This window comes from Paralimibaculum aggregatum (assembly GCF_030270585.1).
Classification (GTDB): Bacteria; Pseudomonadota; Alphaproteobacteria; order Rhodobacterales; family Rhodobacteraceae; genus Thermohalobaculum; species Thermohalobaculum aggregatum.
The window spans coordinates 1-19,842 of record NZ_BSYI01000064.1 but is presented as its reverse complement, the minus strand read 5'-3'; the positions used below and the strand labels follow the sequence as shown (position 1 = coordinate 19,842).

Here is a 19,842-nt window from a genome sequence, read left to right as displayed (position 1 = left end):
GCAGAGCGCGATTCTGGTTAGCCAAACCCTAAGTCACGATGAGCCAGACAATGATTTTCCGACGAAAGCAAAGATGAAACCTTGGGCTCGGCAAAACGATGCCGCGGCGAGCCGCGGGCGATCGGTTCAAACTTCGAAGCATCAGGGATGTGCAATGTCGACTGAGAAGACGGATACGTTGGTGGTGGGTGCCGGGCAGGCGGGTATCGCGTTGAGCGAGCATTTGAAGTCGCACGGCATTCCCCACATCGTCGTCGAGAAGAACCGCGTCGCGGAGGCATGGCGGACCGGACGGTGGGATTCGCTCGTGGCCAACGGGCCGGCCTGGCATGACCGCTTTCCCAACATGGAATTCGAAGGCTGTGACCCGGATGGATTCCCCGGCAAGGAGACCGTCGCCACCTACCTGGAGAACTACGCGCGCATGATCGACGCGCCGATCCGCACCGGGGTCGAGGTGTTCAGGGCAGAGCGCAACATGGGCCGCCCGGGGTTCACTGTCGAGACATCGCAGGGCAAGGTCGAGGCCCTGAACGTGGTTGCGGCAACCGGCGCGTTTCAGCATCCGGTGATTCCGCCGGTGGTGCCGGAGGATGAAACCGTCACGCAGCTTCACTCGTACCACTACAAGACGCCCGATCGGCTGCCCGGAGGCGCCGTCCTGGTGGTTGGCGCCGGATCGTCTGGCGCGCAGATCGCCGACGAGCTCAATCGCGCCGGGCGGAAGGTGTATCTGTCGGTGGGCCCGCACGAACGCCCGCCGCGCGCCTATCGCGGACGCGATTTCTGCTGGTGGCTGGGCGTGCTGGGCTTGTGGGACACGGCAGCGGCAGAACCCGGCAAGGAACATGTGACGATCTCGGTCAGCGGCGCCTATGGAGGCCAGACCATGGATTTCCGCCGCCTCGCGCAGGAGGGGGTGACGCTGCTCGGCATGACGGAGGCCTGCACCCGAGGTGTCGTCGGTTTCCGCGACGATCTGGGAACCAACATCGCGGCGGGCGATGCCAGCTATTCCGAGATGCTGGACCTTGCCGACGCCTATGCCGCGCGCAACGGGCTCGATCTGCCGCAGGAGCCGGAGGCGCGCGCGGTATTGCCGGACCCGGACTGCCTGACCGATCCGATCCGGGAGCTGGACCTGAAGGAAGCGGGCATTTCCACCATCATCTGGGCCACCGGCTTTCGGCAGGATTTCGGCTGGATGAAGGTCGATGCCTTCGACGAGAAGGGCCGGCCCCGGCATCAGCGCGGCGTGTCGTCCGAACCGGGGATCTATTTCCTCGGCCTGCCGTGGCAGTCGCGGCGAGGCTCGACCTTCATTTGGGGCGTTTGGCATGATGCCAAATACGTGGCCGAACAGATTGCCATCCAGCGCAAGTACCGTGCCTATCGCGGCCCCTCCGTGCGCCAGATGGTAGAAAGCTGACAGGAGTAGAAATCGTGGCAAAAGATCATGTCGACCCGGTTGGAGACCTGCGCCGAAGCGCCGCGCAACCGTTCGAAACGGCGCGCGCGATGCCGCCGTCGGTATACACGTCCGATGCGTTTCTGAAGGAAGAGCTGACGCACATCTTTTCCAGAGAATGGTTCTGTGTCGGGCGGGCCGATAGCCTAGCCAATCCGGGCGATTACACCACGTGCGAGCTGGCAGGTCAGCCGATCATCGTCATTCGCCACCGCGACGGCGCCTTGCGGGCCATGTCCAACGTCTGCCTGCACCGTATGTCGACATTGCTGCATGGCCGCGGGACGACCCGCGCCATCGTCTGCCCCTACCACGCCTGGACCTACAATCTCGATGGCTCGCTGCGCGGCGCGCCGGCGATGACGCGGAACACCGGCTTCTGCAAGGATCAGTATCGACTGCCCGAAATCCGCTGCGAGGAGTGGCTGGGCTGGGTCTTCATCTGCCTGAACGAGGACACGCCCTCGGTCGCGGAACAACTGGCCGAGGTCGAAGACCTTGTCGCCGGGTATGACATGACCAATTACACCGAGACCTTCTACGAAGAGCATGTCTGGGACACCAACTGGAAAGTTCTGGCCGAGAACTTCATGGAGAGCTATCACCTGCCGGTCTGTCACGCAGGCACCATCGGCGGCCTGTCCAAGCTGGAGGACATGGTCTGCCCGCCCGGCCGGCCTGCCTTCAACTATCACACGATCCTCAAGGACGACCAGTTGCGCATCGCCATGGCGCATCCGTCGAATGACCGGCTGAAGGGCGACGAGCGCCGCACGACCTTCCTGCTCGCCATCTATCCTAGCCTGCTGATCACGCTGACGCCGGGCTATTTCTGGTATCTGAGCCTTCATCCCAAAGGCCCCGGGCAGGTTCATATTCGCTTCGGCGGCGGCATGTCGGACGATTACGCGGGCGACGAAGATGCACAAAGCAATTTCGAGGCGCTCAAGACGCTGCTTGACGATGTGAACGTCGAAGATCGCGGTTGCACCGAGAAGGTCTACAGGGGCCTGTGCTCGGATCACGCGGTTCCGGGGCATCTGAGCCACCTTGAACGCCCGAACTATGACTTTGCCCAGTACCTGATGGCCAGACTCGAACAGGGGCGCTCCGCCTGATCCCCGCTGCCCGGTCACCCTGGCATCATCCATCCCCTGACAGGAGCTCTCATGGCCCATACCCGCATCCGCAAGTTCAACACCCGCGAGACTTATCCCGAGCAGAACCTCGACAACGATCTCTGCCAGGCCGTGGTCACGCAGGGCGGCAGGATCGTCTGGCTGCGCGGCCAGTGCCCGCAGAACCTCGACGATGCGAAGAACATCGACAGCCACGACCCGGTCGAGCAGACCCACAAGGTGATGCAGAACATCCGCCAGCTGATCGAAGAGGCCGGCGGCAGCATGGAGCATCTGGTCAAGGTGGTGGTCTACATCACCGATGTCCGCCACCGCGAGGCGGTGTACCGGACCATGGGGGAATACATCAGGGGCGTGCATCCGGTCTCGACGGGCCTCGTGGTGCAGGCGCTGGCGCGGCCCGAATGGCTGGTCGAGATCGACGGCACCGCCGTCATCCCGGAGTGACCCGATGACGTTCTCCCTTGTCGCCCGCTGCGAAGAGACCGGCATGTTCGGCATGGCGATCTCGTCGTCCTCGCCCGCCGTTGCGGCGCGCTGCGCCTATGCCCGGGCGGGTGTCGGCGCGGTGGCGTCGCAGAACGTGACCGACCCGACGCTGGGACCGCTGGCGCTGGATCTCATGGAAGGCGGACTGAGCGCGCCCGAGGCGATTGCGGAGGTCAGGGCGAGGGCCGCGTTCATCGAGTACCGGCAGGTGCTTGCGATCGACGCGCGGGGGCGGACCGCCATCCACTCCGGGCCGAACTCGCTGGGCATCTGGACCCAGGCCGAGGGCGAGAACGTGGCCTCGGGCGGCAACCTTCTGGCCAATGAGGGCGTGCCGCAGGCCATCGTTGACGGTTTTCTGGCCGCGACGGGTCATATCGGCGACCGGCTGATCGCGGCGATGCGCGCGGGTCTCGCCGCCGGGGGCGAGGCCGGGCCGGTGCATTCGGCGGGGATGCTGATCGTCGACAAGGTCAGCTGGCCGGTGGCCGAGCTGCGCTGCGACTGGACCGAGGATTGCCCGATCGAGGCCATCGCCACCGCCTGGGACGTCTACAAGCCGCAGCTTGACGCCTACATCCAGCGCGCGCTCGATCCGCGAGAAGCACCCTCCTACGGCGTGCCCGGCGACGACTGACAGTCGGAGACCGATCATGCTCGACCACACCCTTGACGACTGGAAGAGCCGCGCCGAAGCGCTGACGTTTCGCGACAAGGCCTTCATTGACGGGCGGTTCGTCGATGCGGCGTCCGGCAAGAAATTCCGGTCGGTCAACCCGGCAACCGACGCGGTGCTTGCCGAGGTCGCCGAATGCGATGCCGAGGATGTGGACCGCGTCGCCGCCGCCGCCCGCCGCGCCTTCGAAACCGGCAGCTGGTCGCGTGCCGATCCCGGCCATCGCAAGTCTGTGCTGCTCGAGCTGGCCGATCTGATCCGCGACAACCTCGAGGAAATGGCCCTGCTCGACAGTCTCGACATGGGCAAGCTGGTCACGGACGCGGCCACTGTCGATGCGCCCGGCTCGGCGCATTTCTTCCAGTGGTACGCGGAAACCATCGACAAGGTCTTTGACGAGGTGGCCCCCACCGGCAAGGGCGATCTGGCGCTGGTGCGGCGGGTGCCGCTGGGCGTCGTCGGCGCGGTGACGCCGTGGAACTTCCCGCTCGACTTGGCAACATGGAAAGGCGCGGCGGCGCTGGCGGCGGGCAGTTCCGTGATGCTGAAACCGGCCGAGCAATTGCCCCTTTCGGCCCTGCGGCTGGCGGAACTGGCCGGCGAGGCCGGGGTGCCCGATGGCGTGTTCAACGTGGTGCCGGGATACGGAGCCACCGCGGGCCGCGCGCCGGGGCTGCACATGGATGTCGACTGCCTTGCCTTCACCGGCTCCACCGCCATCGGCAAGAAATTCATGGAACATTCCGGTCAGTCCAACCTGAAACAGGTCTGGCCCGAAACCGGCGGCAAGAGCCCCAACCTGGTGTTCGCCGATTGCGAGGATCTCGACGCGGTCGCGGATATGGCGGCATTCGGCATCTTCTTCAATCAGGGCGAGGTCTGCTCGGCCAATTCGCGGCTCTACGTGGAGCGCTCGTTGAAGGATGCGCTTGCCGAGAAGGTGATCGAGCGCGCCCGCGCGACCCAGCCCGGCGATCCGCTGGACCCGGCGTCGAAAATGGGCGCCATCGTCGACGCCCGGCAGACCGATGGGATCATGCGCTTTGTCGAGGCCGGAAAGAAGAGCGCCCAGCTGGTCGCGGGCGGCGAGCGGGTGACGGTCGACGGCAGGGGCTGCTTCGTGCAGCCGACGATCTTCGACGAGGTGGCGCACGACGATCCGCTTGCGCGCGACGAGATCTTCGGCCCGGTGCTCGCCGTCATCGCGTTCGACACCGAGGACGAGGCGATCCGCATGGCCAACGACTCGGTCTACGGCCGTGCCGTCTCGGTCTGGACCGGCAATCTGAGCCGTGCGCTCCGGGTCTCCGACGCATTGATGGCGGGCACCGTGTCGGTCAACACCGTCGAGGCGCTTTCGGCCATGACGCCCTTCGGGGGCATGAAGCAGTCCGGCTTCGGCCGCGACCTGTCGCTGCATTCGCTGGACAAGTACACGGCGCTCAAGACCACCTGGATCAAGTACAAGGCTTGAAACCGTGCAGGTTCAGCGTAAAAATGTGCAAATGCCCTTACGCTTCACTCTGCGCCAACTGGAATACTTCGTAGCCGTCGGCGAGATGGGCTCGATCGCGCTGGCCTCGGAAAGGGTCAACGTGTCGTCCCCGTCGATCTCGGCCGCGATCTCGCAGCTCGAGAAGGAGTTCGGCATCCCGCTGTTCGTGCGCCAGCACGCGCAGGGCTTGTCGCTTACGCAGGCCGGCAAGCAGATGCTCGAAAGGGTTCAGGTGGTGCTGCGCGAGGCGAACGCGCTGGTCGATCTGGCGGGCGACATCTCGGGCGCTGTGCGCGGGGAGCTCAACATCGGCTGCCTTGTCACCTTTGCGCAGCTCGTGCTGCCTTCGGTGCGGCAGAGCTTTCAGGCGGAATACGCCGAGGTCCGCTGCCGCCAGACCGAGCTGAACCAGGCGGAGATCTTCAGCGCCCTGCGCCGGGCCGAAATCGACGTCGCGCTGACCTATGACCTGCAGCTGCCCGCCGATCTGGTGTTCGAAACGCTGCTGGAACTGCCGCCATATGCCATCATCGGCGACGGGCATCCGCTTGTCGGTGCCGACGGGGTGTCGGTCGATGAGTTGGCAGAACATCCGATGGTGCTGGTCGATCTGCCTTATTCTTCGGAGTATTTCCTGTCGTTCTTCGTGTCTGCCGGCGTGCCGCCGGTGGTCGCGGAACGGACCCGGGACATGGCGGTCATGCGCAGCCTCGTGGCCAATGGCTTCGGGTTTTCCATCGCCAATGTCCCGTTCCTCAGCGACCGCGCTCCCGACGGCAAGCCGCTGCACTATATCCCGATCCGCGGCAAGGTCCGCCCGATGCGCATGGGGCTCCTCATGCCCACCGACGCCGACCAGTCGAGCGTGATCCGCGCCTTTGTCGGCCACTGCCGGCAGCAGTACCAGACCGGCGCCTTCCCCGGCCTTACGCCCGCCGCGGCCGATTAGGTTCCGCCTAAGCGCCGCTTCCGCAACACCACCTTTTCCCTGCCAGGCGGCTCGATATCCTTCTGCCCAACAAGATGCAGGAGCGAGACGTGCGCGACCAACGCTATGATATTCTGTTCGAACCGATGAAGATCGGGCCGGTGACCGCCAAGAACCGGTTCTACCAGGTGCCGCATTGCAATGGCGGCGGGTATCGCGACCCTTCGGCTGCCGCCGCGATGCGCGGCATCAAGGCCGAGGGCGGTTGGGGCGTGATCTTCACCGAGCAATGCGAGATGCACCACACCTCGGAGATCACCCCCTTCATCGAGTTGCGCCTGTGGGAGGACAAGGACATCCCGCAACTGCGCAAGATGGCGGAGAAGATGAAGGCGCATGGTGCATTGGCGGGCATCCAGCTGGCCTATTCCGGCATCAACGGGCCGAACCTCTATTCCAAGGAGGTGCCTCTGGCGGTCTCGGCCATGCCGATCCGGACCTTCACCAACGATCCCGTGCAGGCCCGCGCGCTCGACAAGACCGACATCCGCAACCTGCGCCGCTGGTTCGTCAATGCCGCGAGGCGCTCCAGTGAGGCAGGCTTCGACGTGATCTGCCTCTACGGCGCGCATGGCTTCGGCATCTTCCAGCACTTCCTGAGCCGCGCAACCAACCGGCGCAGCGACGAATACGGCGGCTCGCTGGAGAACCGCTCGCGCTTCGTGCGCGAGGTGATCGCAGACCTGCGCGATACGGTGGGCGACACGATGGCGCTGACGCTCAGGGTCAGCTTGGACGAGACCATCGGCGATCTGGGCTTCTCCAACGCCGAGGTCCGCGATTTCATCGAGATGAACCGCGACCTGCCGGATCTCTGGGACCTGGCTCAGGGCACCTGGGAGGATTGCTCGGGCCCGTCCCGGTTCAAGGAAGAAGCCGCGCAGGAGCAATTGGTGCGCGGGATCCACGAGTTGACCGACAGGCCCATCGTCGGCGTCGGCCGCTTCACCTCGCCCGATGTGATGGCCAGGATGATCCGCACCGGCACGCTCGATTTCATCGGCTGCGCGCGGCCGTCCATCGCCGATCCCTTCCTGCCCAAGAAGATCGAGGAAGGCCGGATCGAAGACATCCGCGAATGCATCGGCTGCAACATCTGCATCACCGGCGACATGACGATGTCGATCAGCCGCTGCACCCAGAACCCCACCTTCATGGAGGAATGGCGCAAGGGCTGGCATCCCGAGAAGATGAACGCCAGGGGCCAGAGCGCCAACGTGCTGGTCGTGGGCGCCGGCCCGGCGGGGCTGGAGGCGACGCGGGCCCTGTCCGAGCGCGGCTATGACGTGGCGCTGGCCGAGGCCGGCACCGTGCTGGGCGGGCGCGTGGCGCGCGAACGCCTGTTGCCGGGGCTGTCGGCCTGGGGGCGCGTGGCGGACTACCGCGAATACCAGATCAGCCAGAAACCCAATGTCGAGACCTATTTCGACAGCGAGCTGGATGCAGATGCGATCCTGGAGTTCGGCTTCGAGAACGTCTGCATAGCCACTGGCGCGACATGGCGCAGGGACGGGGTGAGCCGCCAGCACGTGGTGCCGTTTCCGATCGACGCGGCGATGCCGGTCTGCACGCCCGACGATATCATGGCCGGGCAAAGGCCAACCGGGCGCGTCGTGATCTACGACGACGATCACTACTACATGGGCGGCGTCCTGGCCGAGCTTCTGGTGCAGGAAGGCTGCGACGTCACCATCATCACGCCCTCGGCCTATCTCTCGGACTGGACGGTGAACACGCTGGAACAGCATGCGATCCACCGGAAGCTCGCGCGGATGGGGGTGAACATCGTGCTCAATCGCGGGGTCGTCGAGATCGGCGAGGGGCATGTTGTGTCCGACTGCAGCTATACCGGCAGCACGCAGGATTTCGCCTGCGACGCCGTGGTCATGGTGGCATCGCGGCTGGAGACGAACGGGCTCTATCTCGACCTCAAGGCGCGCGAAGCGGACTGGGCGGATGCCGGCATCAAGTCGGTCAGGATCATCGGTGACGCCAATGCGCCGGGTCCGATTGCCTGGGCCACCTATGCAGGCCACCGCTATGCGCGCGAGCTGGATGGCGAGGATATCGGCGACGCTTTGCCGTTCCGCCGCGAAATCACGGAGCTGGCCGCCGAGTGACTCGCGAGCCCTTCCCCTTCTCCGCCGGGACCTCGGACACCTTGCAATGAGCGACATTCTCGACATCCTCGACCGGCTGATCGGGTTCGATACGGTCAGCGCGCGGCCCAACCGGGACATGATGGACTACATCTCGGATTTCCTGGCCACGCGCGGCGCCAAGGTGACGCCGATAGCGGGCAGTCAGCCGGGCAAGAGCGGTCTTGTCGCCGTCATCGGTCCCGAAACGGAGGGCGGCATCGCGCTCTCGGCGCATACCGATGTGGTGCCCGTCGAGGGACAGGACTGGAGCCGCCGCCCCTTCGCGCTGACCCGTGAGGGAGGCCGGGTGTTCGGACGCGGAACCACCGACATGAAGGGCTTTGTCGCCTGCATGCTGGAGGCCGCGAACAGGGCCGCGCAGGCCCGCCTGCGGGCGCCGCTGATGCTTGTGCTGTCGTATGACGAGGAAATCGGCTGCGTTGGCATCCAGGAGATGCGCCCTGTGCTGCCCGCGCTGCTCGGTGCGCCCCGGCTCTGCATCGTGGGCGAGCCCACCGAGATGGCCGTCGCCACCGGGCACAAGGGCAAGGTTGCGCTCAGGGCGGTCTGCCGCGGCGAATCCGGCCATTCCGCCCTCGCGCCAAATTTCGTCAACGCGCTCGACCTTGCCGCCGATCTGGTGGTCGCCATTCGCGCGTTGCAGGCGAGCCTGGCGCATGGCGGCGCGCGAGACGACGCCTACGCCATCCCCTACAGCACGGTGCATGTCGGCCTGCTCTCTGGCGGGCGGGCGCTGAACATCGTTCCCGATCACGCGGAGCTGACCTTCGAACTGCGCCACCTCGCCGCCGATGCGCCGCAGGAGCTTCTCGCGCGGATCCGGGCCTCGGCCGAAGGCATCGCCGCGCGCCACGGTGCTGCTGCCGGTATCCGGTTGGAAACGCTGACCGCCTATCCCGGCCTGGACATTGCCGGGGAGGATCCGGCCGTCGGGCTTGCCAGGCGGTTCGCGCGGACGGAACACCTCACCAAGGTCGCCTTCGGCACAGAGGCCGGAGTGTTTCAGGAGATGGGCGTGCCCACGCTCGTCTGCGGCCCCGGCTCCATGTCGGGTCAGGGCCACAAGCCGGATGAGTTCATCGAGACCTCGCAGCTCGAGGCATGCCGGGCCATGCTGGAGCGCGTTGTGGAGGATCTGCGCGGCTGACCGGGAAGGAGGCCGCACATGAGGAACCTTGCGGCGGCCGCCACCCGGATGCCCGGCCGCCGGGACATCGACGACAATGCCGCACGGGCCGAGGCGCTGGTGCAGCGCGCCGCCGAAGACGGGGCACAGGTCTTCCTGTTGGAAGAGCTTGTCGAAACGCCCTGATTCCGCGCAATCCGGTCGCCGGCGTCCTTCCGGCATGCACGCGCCCCGGGTGGCCCCTGCGTCATTCGGCATTTCTCTGCCCTGGCCAGGGATCTGCGCGTCGTCCCGCCGGTCTCGGTCTGCGAGCGTGCGAGGCAGGGTTTCTTCAACCCTATGCGGATGGCGACATTGTGGGTCACTACCGGTAACAGCACATCCCGCAAGAACCGGCCTCCATTTCGACCGGACACCCGGCCTGAGCAGGGAGGCTCGGGGCAATCCCAAAGGGACAGGCTCGTATCGGGCGAACCGGGGCCTGTTCCGCGACCGGCGCCCGGACCACTACGCCGCCATACTCGCGCTTGAGGGAAAACCCGGCTGATCCGGCCGCTTTTGCCTAACTGTTGGGCAAAAAAAGCCGAATTGGCTTAGGCGCAGGCTAACTCAGGATGAGGGAGTCAAGACTCAACGCCTGAAGCGGCGATTTCTATAGTTGCCAGGTCATCAAGCTGCCCTTGGGGGAACATGCAAGTGTCCGACGGTACCGACCATGCGATCGACGTGCGCAAGGCCGTCAAGAGGTACGGCGACTTCACCGCCCTCAAGTCGATCACCCTGTCCATCCGGGACAACGAGTTCTTCACCCTGCTGGGGCCCTCGGGATGCGGCAAGACCACGCTATTGCGGATGATCGCCGGGTTCGAGGATGTCACGGAGGGCGAGATCTTCCTCTTCGGGGACGAGATCGAAAACCTGCCGCCCAACAAGCGCCCGGTGAACACGGTCTTTCAGAACTATGCCCTGTTTCCGCACATGAACGTTCTGGAGAACGTCTGCTTCGGGCTGGAGATGCTCGGGCGCGGCAAGGCCGAGGCGCGCAGGCGCGCGGGCGAAATCCTCGAGATGGTGCAGCTGTCTCAGTTTTCGGAGCGCAAGCCGTCGCAGCTGTCCGGCGGCCAGCAGCAGCGGGTGGCGCTGGCCCGCGCGCTGGCACCGCAGCCCAAGGTGCTGCTTCTGGACGAGCCGCTTTCGGCGCTGGATCTGAAGCTTCGCAAGGCGATGCAGCTGGAGCTGAAGCACCTGCAGCGCGAGACCGGGATCACCTTCATCTTCGTTACCCACGATCAGGAGGAAGCGCTGACCATGTCGGACCGCATCGCGGTGATGTCCGCCGGCGAGGTGCAGCAGCTGGGCGAGGCGCGCGACATCTACGAGCGCCCGGAAAACCGCTTTGTCGCCGACTTCATCGGCGAGACCAATCTCATCGACGTCACAGTCAAGGCAAAGGACGGCAGCCGGGTGCTGTGCGCCTTTGATAACGGGCTGACCCTGACCTGCGATGCCGTGCCGGGGATCGGGGTCGGCCAGTCCGGGCACATGTCGATCCGGCCGGAGCGGATGAAGCTGCACCAGGAGATGATCGAGGCCGAGAACTTCCGCGCCAGGGTCATCGAGAACGTCTATGTCGGCACCGATGTCCAGAGCATCCTGGGCCTCGACGGCGGCATGCGGCTCACGGTGCGGACCCAGAACTCCGACAGGGGGAAGGCGAGAATTTTCGAGCCCGGCAGCGACGTGTTCGTCGATGTCGAGTTCGGCTCCGCACGCCTTCTGGCCCACTGATGGCGGGCGGCGCGGCAGGCGGCGGCGGCACGCAGGGCGACACCTACAAGGAGGCCCGCACCTGGCTGCTGCTCCCGACATGGGTCACGCTGAGCATTCTCGTGCTGGTGCCCGTGTTGCTCATGCTGGTCTATTCCTTCCTGACCAAGGAGTTCCGCGGCGGCGTGATCTGGGAATTCACCTTTGCCGCCTACGACCAGTTCTTCTGCGATCGCGGGCTTTTCGGCGACGAGCCCTGCAGCATCGAGTGGACCTATCTCAACATTTTCTGGCGGTCGATCTGGCAGGCGGGGCTGGCGACGATCCTGAGCCTCGTCATCGGCTTTCCCACCGCCTATTTCATCGCCACGCGGCCCGCCCGCGTCCGCCCGCTCTGGGTGTTCCTGATCACCATCCCCTACTGGGTCAACCTGCTGATCCGCACCGTGTCCATGCGCTTCATGCTGCGCGAGGAAGGGCCGCTGAACAATTTCCTGGTCTGGTCCGGGATCGCCGACGCGCCGTTGCAGATGATCAACACCAACTTCGCGGTGCAGATCGGCCTGTTCTATTCCTACCTGCCGTTCATGGTGCTGCCGATCTATGCCGCGGTCGAACGGTACAACTTCTCGCTCAGCGAGGCGGCGGCCGACCTCTACGCCTCGAAATGGACCACGCTGCGCCGCATCGTGCTGCCCGCCGTCAGGCCCGGCGTGATTGCGGGCTGCATCCTGGTGTTCGTGCCGTCGCTGGGCGCCTTCCTCGCGCCGGACCTGCTGGGCGGGGCCAAGAACTTCATGATCGGGTCGCTGATCGAGGAGCAGTTCAAGGGCAATGCCGGCAACTGGCCGTTCGGCGCGGCGGCCTCGATGATCCTGCTGTCGATGGTGCTGGTCATCCTGATGATCTATGCGCGCCAGCAGGCGCGCGCCGGCGGCGAGGAGCGCTGACATGTCCAGGGCCAGGTTCGATGTGAAATCCTATCCCGGCTTCGTGCAGCTGACGGTGCTCTGCCTGCTGATCCTCTACCTGCCGCTCATGGTCGTCGCTGTCTACAGCTTCAACGCCTCGGCCTCGATCGTGAACTGGGAAGGGTTTTCGCTGCGCTGGTACGCCGATGTCTTCACCGGCCCGGAAAGCGCCAAGTTCAAGCTCGCGGCGCGCAACAGCTTCATCATCGCCATCACCGCCGCCACTGTGGCCACGGCGATCGCCACCCTTGCCGCCACGGCGATGATCCGGGGCGGCAGGTTCCGCCTGCGGGTCCTGTCTCTCGGCCTGATCTCGCTGCCGCTGATGGTGCCCGAGATCGTCACGGCGGTGGCCACGTTGATCTTCTTCAACACCATCGGCTTCGAGCGCGGGACACTGACCATCCTGCTCGCGCATATCGCGTTCTGCATCCCCTTTGCCTACCTGCCGATCTCGGCCCGGATGCAGGGGATCGAGGATACCTATGAGCAGGCGGCGCTGGACCTCTACGCCACCAAACGGCAGGCCTTCACCCGGGTTCTGCTGCCCCTGATGATGCCCGGGATCGTGTCCGGCTACCTCCTGGCCTTCATCATCTCGCTCGACGATTTCATCATCACCAACTTCGTCAAGGGCGCGGGTGTCGAAACCCTGCCCACTGCGATCTTCGGTGCGGTCAAACAGGGCCTCAAGCCCAACATCATGGCGATCTCGACCATGCTCGTCGGCTTTTCGATCATCATGGTCACGGTCTCGTATTTCGTCGGCAAGAAAGACAACTGAGTTCCAGCAACGGAGAGCAATGTGAAGAACATCCTGAAATCGACCATCGCCGCCTCGGCACTACTGGCCGCTGCCGGCGCCGCGCAGGCGGAAGGCAAGCTCGCGATCTATCACTGGTTCGAATACATCCCCCAGGAGCTGCTCGACAAGTTCGCCGCAGAGCACGACGTCGAGATCGTCATGGACACCTACGATTCCAACGAGGCGCTGCTGGCCTCGCTCAAGGCCGGGGCGATGGGCACCTATGACGTCGCGGTGCCGGGTGACTACATGGTCAAGATCATGGCCGGCGAAGGGCTGCTCGACACCATCGGCGAGGGAGAACTGTCCAACAAGGGCAACATCGCGCCGAAATGGGCCGACCCGGCCTTCGACCCCGGCCGTAGGCATTCGATCCCCTATCAGTGGGGTTCGACCAGTTTCATGGTCAACCGCGACGTCTATCAAGGCGACATCAACACCACCGATATCCTGTTCAATCCGCCTGCCGAGCTCTCGGGCAAGATCAACATGCTCGACAGCCAGGGCGAGGTTCTGGCGATGGCCTCGCTGCACATGGGCATTCCCCAGTGTTCGACCGACCGCGAGCAGCTGAAGGCGCTGAACGACATGCTGCAGGAGGCCAAGCAGCATTGGGCCTCGTTCAACTCCGACACCGCCAAGGAGGTGCTGGTCTCCGGCGACGTGGCGGTGGGCCAGATCTATGACGGCTTCGGCGCCAAGGCCCGGGCCGAGGGCGCGAACGTCGAATACGCCTTCCCGACGCAGGGCTACGTGGTCTGGATGGACAATGTCGTCCTGCTGAAGGACGCGCCGAACCGGGAGAATGCGCTGAAATTCATGGATTTCTTGCTGGAGCCGGAAAACATCGCCGCGGTGTCGAACTACGCGCGCTATGGCGCGGGCGTGACCGGCGCGGGCGAGCACATGGACCCGGAGCTGGCCACCCAGCCGGAATCCAACCCGCCGGAAACTGCGGGCGCCGGCGTCTTCATCGAGGTCTGCGACCAGCAGACCCAGGAAGTCTACGATCGCATCTGGACCGCGCTGAAGAAGTAACCGAGATACCGCGCGCCGCCCGCCGGCGCGCGGTTCGTTGCGGGTCGGACGGGAAGCGCATGGAAGCGGTCCACATCACGGGACACAGGTGGCGCGACGCGCGGACCGCGCCCTTCGGCGGCGAGCCCGTCCAGCCGTTCGAACGCCCGCCGCGAGCAGGGTACGTGGTCGCGCGGGTCCGGGAACAGGATCTCTCCCCGGTTCCTGAACCCGGGGATTTCGGCATGGGTCCTATCCTCGCTATCCATCCGCAGCATCACGTCGTTCTCCCGCGCAGCGCCTTGAGCCGCTGGAATGAAACGGGATCTGAGGGCGATGCCAGCCTGACCGAGGCCTTTGGCAAAGGCGCCAATGCCGTTCGTCATGAAAGGGGGCCTTGCCGTCGGTAGAAATTCGGATCGATGCCGTGAACCTGCTGCAAGCCTTCGAGGGCGCATGACCCAGCCTCATGACCTTCGCGTCGGCCTATGGCAGGATGAGACCCCTCCCGGCACCATCTCCGAGGTGATCGATCAGGTTGGTCGCGTCGCGGCGAAGGCATGCGGTGCGGGTGTCGCGCTTCTGGCGTTCCCCGAATGCTACCTGACAGGCTACCACTGGCCCGCAGCTGAGGTGCCCGGCATTGCCCGGTCGGTCACCCAGGACCACCTGGCGCGCCTGTCTCGGATTGCCGACCGATCGGGTGTCGCCTTCGTGATCGGGTCCTATCAGCACACGGCGCACTGGGTGGCGAACGCGGCGCATCTATTCCTGCCGGAATCGCCCGGACCGCTGACCTATCGCAAGCGCGCCCTATACGGAGATTGCGAGAATTCGGTTTTCTCCTCCGGCGCCGGCCCCCTGATCTTCGACTATGGGGGTCGCAGGTTCGGCGTCCTGATCTGCTTCGATATCGAGTTTCCCGAGCTCGTCCGCGAGGCTGCCATGCTGGGCGCCGATACCGTGCTGGTTCCCAGAGCCCTGATGGCGCCCGAACATGATGTTGCGGACTTCCTTGTCCCTGCGCGGGCGATCGAGAACGGCATCTCCGTGGTCAATGGCAACCGGATCGAGGCCGAGGCGGTGCTCACCTTCATCGGCAAGAGCCAGATCTGCGGACCGGATTCAAGCTCGCGCACTGTAGCGGCCCCAGGGTTCCGTGGCCCTCTTCACGCGCCCTTGTCGACCGCGCCGGCACGAATTGACTACGTAGAAGAAGCCATGGCTAAAGGCATGCAGCGCCGAGCTGAAGCTATCGGGAAGCCTTGACCAGGGGTGCGGCGGCACCTGTCCGCCAAGACCCGAACGACCGCTCTTGTGAAATGTGCCACACTGCCAAAAGGGCGCCGCAGCGCCTGTGAGGGGCTTCAGTGTGCGGGAAGACTGTTGGCCTTAGCCCCGCTGGTTTCCTCAGCTGATGTGAGGTTCCGTCAAGAAGGAGACGGACGCTGCGCAAGAACAGATTCCCCGAGGAACGGATCATCGCGATCCTAGCGGAGCAGGAGTGCGGCATGGCGACGGCGGAGGTGTGCCGTCGACATGGGATCGATCCGGCGACGTTCTACAAGTGGAAGTCGAAGTCCGGCGGCATGGACGCCCCGGCCCGCCGGCGGCTGAAGACGCTCGAGCAGGAGAACGCCGGTCTGAAGCGCCTGCTTGCCGAGGCCGGGCTCGACAAGGTGGTTCTGAAGGATCACCTAGGCAACGGCTGACGACGCCCTGGCAGCAGCGGGCGGCGGCACTGACGGCGTGTCCATGCTCGACTGACCTTGCTCCCTGATCCCGGACCGGGCGGTAAAGTACGAACCGACCTGGAAGGACGAGAATGACGAAGCGGGTGAGGTGACGGTTTACGCGGGAGTACAAGGAACAGGCGATCGGGCGTCTGTCTGAGCCTGGAGCGACTTTGGCCAGCGTGGCAGGGGAGCCGGGTGTGACTACGACGCAGCTGAAGATCTGGAAGCTTGAGCTGGATGCGGCCGGCTCATCGGCGGCGATCGCCGCCCAGAGGGCGGAGGCGGCCGAACTGGCGCAGCTTCGCCGCACAAAAGGCGGCTGAAGGAGGAGGTGGAGGTTCTGCGCAAGGCCTCGGCTTTTTCGCTCGGTGGGCCTTGAGCCAATGAGGGCGAAGCTCCACGCTTCGCGCGCGCCGCTTCGCGACGTCCTCGCCGCCCGGGCGGGCACGCATTCGATCCGCGTCCTGTGCCGGGCGCTCGGTGCTGCGCGGAGCTGGTGGAGGAGATCCGGACGACCTTCGAAGCCAGCAAGCGCCGCTACGGAGCGCCCCGGGTTCATGCGGAGCTGCGCAACCGGGGCCATCGCCTCTCGAAGCGGATGGTGGCCAAGCTTATGACATCCCGCAGGGATGGGCGCGAAGCATCGAACGGCATGCGCCGGCCGCGCAGAAAGCGAACGGCGCCGATCACCACCGACAGCCGGCATTCCCAAGCGATCGCGCCGAACCTCCTGGAGCGCAACGTCGAGGCCGTCGCGCCCGATGTCGTCTGGCTTGCGTTTCCGGGGCGATCACCGTTGCGCCCTGCGCTTGCCAGCAGCCGTTGCCCGGCCAGCGGTGATCCTGTCCGCCCGTGTCGATGACATGGACCACCGGCTGATCGGTGACGGTGCGTATGGCCGCATGCAGCATCTCGGCACCCCGCCACGACCCGCCGGGGTCGATCAGCACCCCCCTCGGGCGTCACGATCAGCCAGAAAGTCGCATTGTTGGCGCGGCTTTCCGGACTGCGCCGTTCCAACGGGCCGGCGATGGCCGAGACATCGTCCGTGACAGGTTGGACTTCGAGGACGTCGGCGCGGGCGAAGGTCGGGGCGACAGGGACGATGGCGGCACCCCGGGGCGCGGATCAGGCGCGGAGCCAGCCTTCGAGGTTCCCCGCATCCGGCAGGCCGCCGGCATGGACCAGCTTGCCGTCGACAGAAACCCCTGGCGTGGACATGACGCCCGCCATGGCGATGGACCGCGCATCCGTCACCTTTTCGACCTCGACCGCGACGCCCAGCCTGGCGGCGGCCTCCCTGACCATGGCTTCGGTCGTCTGGCAGCGCTTGCAGCCGGGGCCGTAGACCTTGACGGTTTTCATGGACGTGTCCTTTCAGAGGAGGGCGCCGGACAGAAGGGGCGCTCACAGCAGGAAGTTGAACAGAAATCCGGTGGCGAGGATCCCCGACGCGACGACGGCGATGAATATCGCGATCAGGCGAAGGGTCAGCACCTGCTTCAGGATGATCATCTCGGGCAGCGACAGCGCGATCACCGACATCATGAAGGCCAGCGTCGTGCCGAGCGCGGCCCCCTTGCCCAGCAGCGCCTCGACGATCGGGATGACGCCGGCGGCGTTGGTGTACATGGGCACGCCGACCACGACGGCGGCCGGGACCGACCACCAGGCCTCGCCGCCCATGATCCGCAGCATCATCGCCTCGGGGACATAGCCGTGGATCGTCGCGCCGATGCCAATGCCGACCAGCACCCAGATCCAGACCTTGCCGACGATCTCGCGCACCTGTTCGGCGCCGATCTTCAGCCGGTCGACAAGCGTCAGCCGCACCTCGGGCAGATCTCCGACGGGGCCCGCGTTCAGTTCTCGCACCCAGTCCTGCAGGTGCCGCTCCAGCCCCATGCGCCCGAGGACGAAGCCCGCGACGGTGGCGATGGTGAAGCCGAAGACGAGGTAGATCGTGGCGATCTGCCAGCCGACGAGGCCGTAGAGCAGCCCGAGGCCCACCGGCCCCACCATCGGCCCTGCGATCAGGAAGGAAAACGTCACCCCCAGCGGGATGCCCGCCGAGACGAAGCCGATGAAGAGAGGCACAGATGAGCACGAGCAGAACGGCGTCAGCACGCCCAGAAGCGAGGCCAGCGGATAGCCCCATATCTCGCGTTTGCCCGCAAGGATCGCGCGGGTCTTCTCCGGGCTGAACCAGCTGCGCAGCACGCCGGTGACGAAGACGATGCCCGTCAGCAGCAGCAGCACCTTCGGCACGTCGTAGACGAAAAAGGCGATGGCCTCGCCTGTGTGGCTGTCGCGCGCTACCGGAAACAGCGCCGTCACCCATTCCGAAATCGGGATCAGCTGGCCATAGAGCATGTAGAGGACCACGCCGACGGCGGGCACGCCTACATACCAGAGCCAGTCCGGTGTGCCGCGATGCGGTGCGGGGTCATGTGTTTCGACGGTCATGCGACCTTCCTTTCAAGATTGTGTTCGGCGCTCAGCACGGCGTCGATCACGGCCGCGAATTCCGGCGCGAGGTTGGGGTTCCGGCGGTAGCGCACCCATTGCGCGTCGCGCCTGTCGAGCACGAGGCCGGCCTTGCGCAGCACCTTCATGTGCCGCGACATCCGGCTCTGGCTCGCGTCGAGCCGTGCCATCAATTCGCAGACGCAATGCTCACCCCCATCCCAGAGCAGGGCGAGCGCGGCGCGGCGAGTCGGGTCGCAAATGGCGGCAAGTACGTCCTGCATGGTCGAATGACTATGCGTTGCAGCGCATATGCGCATTGATCCTTATCAACCACCGTCAGGCTCCGGCGCTCACGAAGGAAATGCCGACCGCGGCGGGACCTGCTCCATGCTGCCCAGGCCGGAATTGGCAGTGACAGATCGTCGACATCCCGTGGAACTTGCGCATTGAGCCGAAATCACGGCGGTGATCCACATGCCCGCGCCTGCTCTCGCTCTCGCATGACAGCGTGCGGGACAAGCGGCAGGACGGCGGTCTGCGTCTCGGCCAGGACGCCCTGCGCAACCTCGACCCCCCCGCGCCCACCCTGCATGGCGGTGCGGCGCACGAAGCGCAGGTAGTCGAGGAGGGAGCGCAGATCCCGGATGTCGAGCGCCGCCTCGGGACCCTCTGTCCGACATCGGCCAGCGCCCGCCTGGCACCGGCCTCGGCGGCGGCAGTGCGGATGGCTTCGAACTCGGCCTTCGGCACGCGGACGAAACCCTGTTCGGAGCGGGGCGGCGTCATGGTGATTTCCCCTGGTCGTGGATCAGCCGATCTTCGCGCCCCAGAACATGGTGTGGTCCGCGGCGAAATGGCCGTCGGCCGCCCGCAAGAGTCCCTGCGGCTCGACGGTGTCGCCGATCGCGAGTGACGTCATGGTCAGGCAGGCGCCGCCGGTCCAGGGCGCGACATCCAGATCCCAGTCCGCCCAGTCGCCGGTGGCGCCGGATACGACGATGTGGCGGCCACCATCCGCCGGGCTGGCTGGAGGTGCTGTCAGATCGCGATCGAGGACCGCGAGGTGCACGACGCCGTCGAGCGATCTGGCCTCCGCCGCCGCCGGTCTCGACGGCCTTGGCCCGGCTGCCGCCATGAAGGATCACCGCCTGCGCCAGCAGCCGGCGCATCCGGTCCGCATCCGGCTCTCCCGCACGAGCCGTTTCAGATCGACCGCGGAGGCGTTTTCTCGAAGCGCAACTGTCCGCCCCAAGCCTGCCTCCTGCCTTCTTCGGCAGAGAGTCAAAAAATGGCGTCCGAGGGATTGCCTCTCGCGAGTCGGCCTCTTCGCAAGCTGGTACCAGCTCGCCTCAAGCCGGGTTGCTCTGACAGGTGCGCATTTCGGGCGTATCCGGTCAGGCATTCCGAGCCTATCCGGTCAGCGATTCCGATTTGATCCGGTCACGGATTCCGGGCTTCCCGGTCAGGGGAGTTCGGACTGAGGGACGCGTCTTGAGCGATCGTGCAGCGGGGTAGGCTCGCGCTCTCTGGAGGA

Annotated in this window: 21 protein-coding genes and 2 pseudogenes; 17 read left to right on the top strand and 6 right to left on the bottom strand. The window is 65.5% G+C overall.

The genetic code is table 11. From position 1 onward, the window contains the following. The first annotated feature begins 154 nt into the window (after positions 1-154). The 13 genes from QSJ97_RS23065 to QSJ97_RS23005 all read left to right on the top strand — a co-directional run bounded on the left by QSJ97_RS23065 (position 155) and on the right by QSJ97_RS23005 (position 14,124). Positions 155-1,429: a flavin-containing monooxygenase gene (locus QSJ97_RS23065; protein ID WP_285674768.1), complete on the top strand. Its 1,275-nt coding sequence runs from the start codon at positions 155-157 to the stop codon at positions 1,427-1,429. A gap of 14 nt (positions 1,430-1,443) precedes the next feature. Further along, on the top strand, positions 1,444-2,586 hold the full coding sequence (locus QSJ97_RS23060; RefSeq protein ID WP_285674767.1) for an aromatic ring-hydroxylating oxygenase subunit alpha: 1,143 nt from the start codon (positions 1,444-1,446) through the stop codon (positions 2,584-2,586). Positions 2,587-2,637: 51 nt separating this feature from the next. Further along, positions 2,638-3,054: a RidA family protein gene (locus QSJ97_RS23055; protein WP_285674766.1), complete on the top strand. Its 417-nt coding sequence runs from the start codon at positions 2,638-2,640 to the stop codon at positions 3,052-3,054. A gap of 4 nt (positions 3,055-3,058) precedes the next feature. Next, positions 3,059-3,733: a DUF1028 domain-containing protein gene (locus QSJ97_RS23050; RefSeq protein WP_285674765.1), complete on the top strand. Its 675-nt coding sequence runs from the start codon at positions 3,059-3,061 to the stop codon at positions 3,731-3,733. Between the two features lie 16 nt (positions 3,734-3,749). After that, positions 3,750-5,246, top strand: coding sequence for an aldehyde dehydrogenase (locus tag QSJ97_RS23045; protein WP_285674764.1), 1,497 nt, complete (start codon positions 3,750-3,752; stop codon positions 5,244-5,246). Between the two features lie 31 nt (positions 5,247-5,277). Next, positions 5,278-6,216: a LysR family transcriptional regulator gene (locus tag QSJ97_RS23040; RefSeq protein ID WP_285674763.1), complete on the top strand. Its 939-nt coding sequence runs from the start codon at positions 5,278-5,280 to the stop codon at positions 6,214-6,216. Between the two features lie 89 nt (positions 6,217-6,305). Further along, positions 6,306-8,375: an oxidoreductase gene (locus tag QSJ97_RS23035; RefSeq protein WP_285674762.1), complete on the top strand. Its 2,070-nt coding sequence runs from the start codon at positions 6,306-6,308 to the stop codon at positions 8,373-8,375. Between the two features lie 46 nt (positions 8,376-8,421). Further along, positions 8,422-9,564 (top strand): acetylornithine deacetylase, encoded by a 1,143-nt coding sequence (argE, locus tag QSJ97_RS23030; protein ID WP_285674761.1) that lies wholly within the window; start codon positions 8,422-8,424, stop codon positions 9,562-9,564. Between the two features lie 18 nt (positions 9,565-9,582). Further along, entirely contained in the window at positions 9,583-9,729 is a 147-nt protein-coding gene (locus tag QSJ97_RS23025) for a hypothetical protein (protein ID WP_285674759.1), read from the top strand. Between the two features lie 504 nt (positions 9,730-10,233). Further along, a complete protein-coding gene (locus QSJ97_RS23020) occupies positions 10,234-11,331 on the top strand; it encodes an ABC transporter ATP-binding protein (RefSeq protein ID WP_285674757.1) in 1,098 nt (365 codons plus the stop codon). Continuing rightward, complete coding sequence (locus QSJ97_RS23015; RefSeq protein WP_285674756.1) at positions 11,331-12,260, top strand: ABC transporter permease; 930 nt, start codon at positions 11,331-11,333, stop codon at positions 12,258-12,260. The genes QSJ97_RS23020 and QSJ97_RS23015 overlap by 1 nt, the downstream gene beginning before the upstream one ends. 1 nt (position 12,261) lies before the next feature. Next, positions 12,262-13,065: an ABC transporter permease gene (locus QSJ97_RS23010; protein ID WP_285674755.1), complete on the top strand. Its 804-nt coding sequence runs from the start codon at positions 12,262-12,264 to the stop codon at positions 13,063-13,065. Positions 13,066-13,086: 21 nt separating this feature from the next. Next, complete coding sequence (locus tag QSJ97_RS23005) at positions 13,087-14,124, top strand: extracellular solute-binding protein (protein WP_285674754.1); 1,038 nt, start codon at positions 13,087-13,089, stop codon at positions 14,122-14,124. Here QSJ97_RS23005 and QSJ97_RS23000 read toward each other — a convergent pair. Then, complete coding sequence (locus QSJ97_RS23000; protein WP_285674752.1) at positions 14,091-14,489, bottom strand: hypothetical protein; 399 nt, start codon at positions 14,487-14,489, stop codon at positions 14,091-14,093. The genes QSJ97_RS23005 and QSJ97_RS23000 overlap by 34 nt on opposite strands. 70 nt (positions 14,490-14,559) lie before the next feature. On the opposite strand from QSJ97_RS23000, the gene QSJ97_RS22995 reads away from it, so the two are divergent. From QSJ97_RS22995 to QSJ97_RS22980, 4 genes and pseudogenes are all read left to right on the top strand, one after another. Next, positions 14,560-15,372, top strand: coding sequence for a nitrilase-related carbon-nitrogen hydrolase (locus QSJ97_RS22995; protein WP_285674751.1), 813 nt, complete (start codon positions 14,560-14,562; stop codon positions 15,370-15,372). 179 nt (positions 15,373-15,551) lie between these two features. Then, a pseudogene (locus QSJ97_RS22990) lies at positions 15,552-15,806 on the top strand (transposase); the annotation flags it as partial. A gap of 155 nt (positions 15,807-15,961) precedes the next feature. Continuing rightward, positions 15,962-16,162 (top strand): annotated as a pseudogene (locus QSJ97_RS22985) (transposase); the annotation flags it as partial. Positions 16,163-16,335: 173 nt separating this feature from the next. After that, positions 16,336-16,701: an IS3 family transposase gene (locus QSJ97_RS22980; RefSeq protein WP_285674750.1), complete on the top strand. Its 366-nt coding sequence runs from the start codon at positions 16,336-16,338 to the stop codon at positions 16,699-16,701. A gap of 266 nt (positions 16,702-16,967) precedes the next feature. On the opposite strand, the gene QSJ97_RS22975 is transcribed toward QSJ97_RS22980, so the two are convergent. From QSJ97_RS22975 to QSJ97_RS22955, 5 genes are all read right to left on the bottom strand, one after another. Beyond that, positions 16,968-17,204 (bottom strand): thioredoxin family protein, encoded by a 237-nt coding sequence (locus tag QSJ97_RS22975; RefSeq protein WP_285674749.1) that lies wholly within the window; start codon positions 17,202-17,204, stop codon positions 16,968-16,970. A 42-nt stretch (positions 17,205-17,246) separates the two neighbouring features. Further along, positions 17,247-18,305 (bottom strand): permease, encoded by a 1,059-nt coding sequence (locus QSJ97_RS22970; RefSeq protein WP_285674748.1) that lies wholly within the window; start codon positions 18,303-18,305, stop codon positions 17,247-17,249. Further along, on the bottom strand, positions 18,302-18,589 hold the full coding sequence (locus tag QSJ97_RS22965; RefSeq protein WP_285674746.1) for an ArsR/SmtB family transcription factor: 288 nt from the start codon (positions 18,587-18,589) through the stop codon (positions 18,302-18,304). The genes QSJ97_RS22970 and QSJ97_RS22965 overlap by 4 nt, the downstream gene beginning before the upstream one ends. 176 nt (positions 18,590-18,765) lie before the next feature. Next, a complete protein-coding gene (locus QSJ97_RS25120; RefSeq protein WP_352231138.1) occupies positions 18,766-18,945 on the bottom strand; it encodes a hypothetical protein in 180 nt (59 codons plus the stop codon). Between the two features lie 171 nt (positions 18,946-19,116). Next, complete coding sequence (locus QSJ97_RS22955; RefSeq protein WP_285674744.1) at positions 19,117-19,443, bottom strand: DUF2793 domain-containing protein; 327 nt, start codon at positions 19,441-19,443, stop codon at positions 19,117-19,119. Positions 19,444-19,842 lie beyond the last annotated feature (399 nt).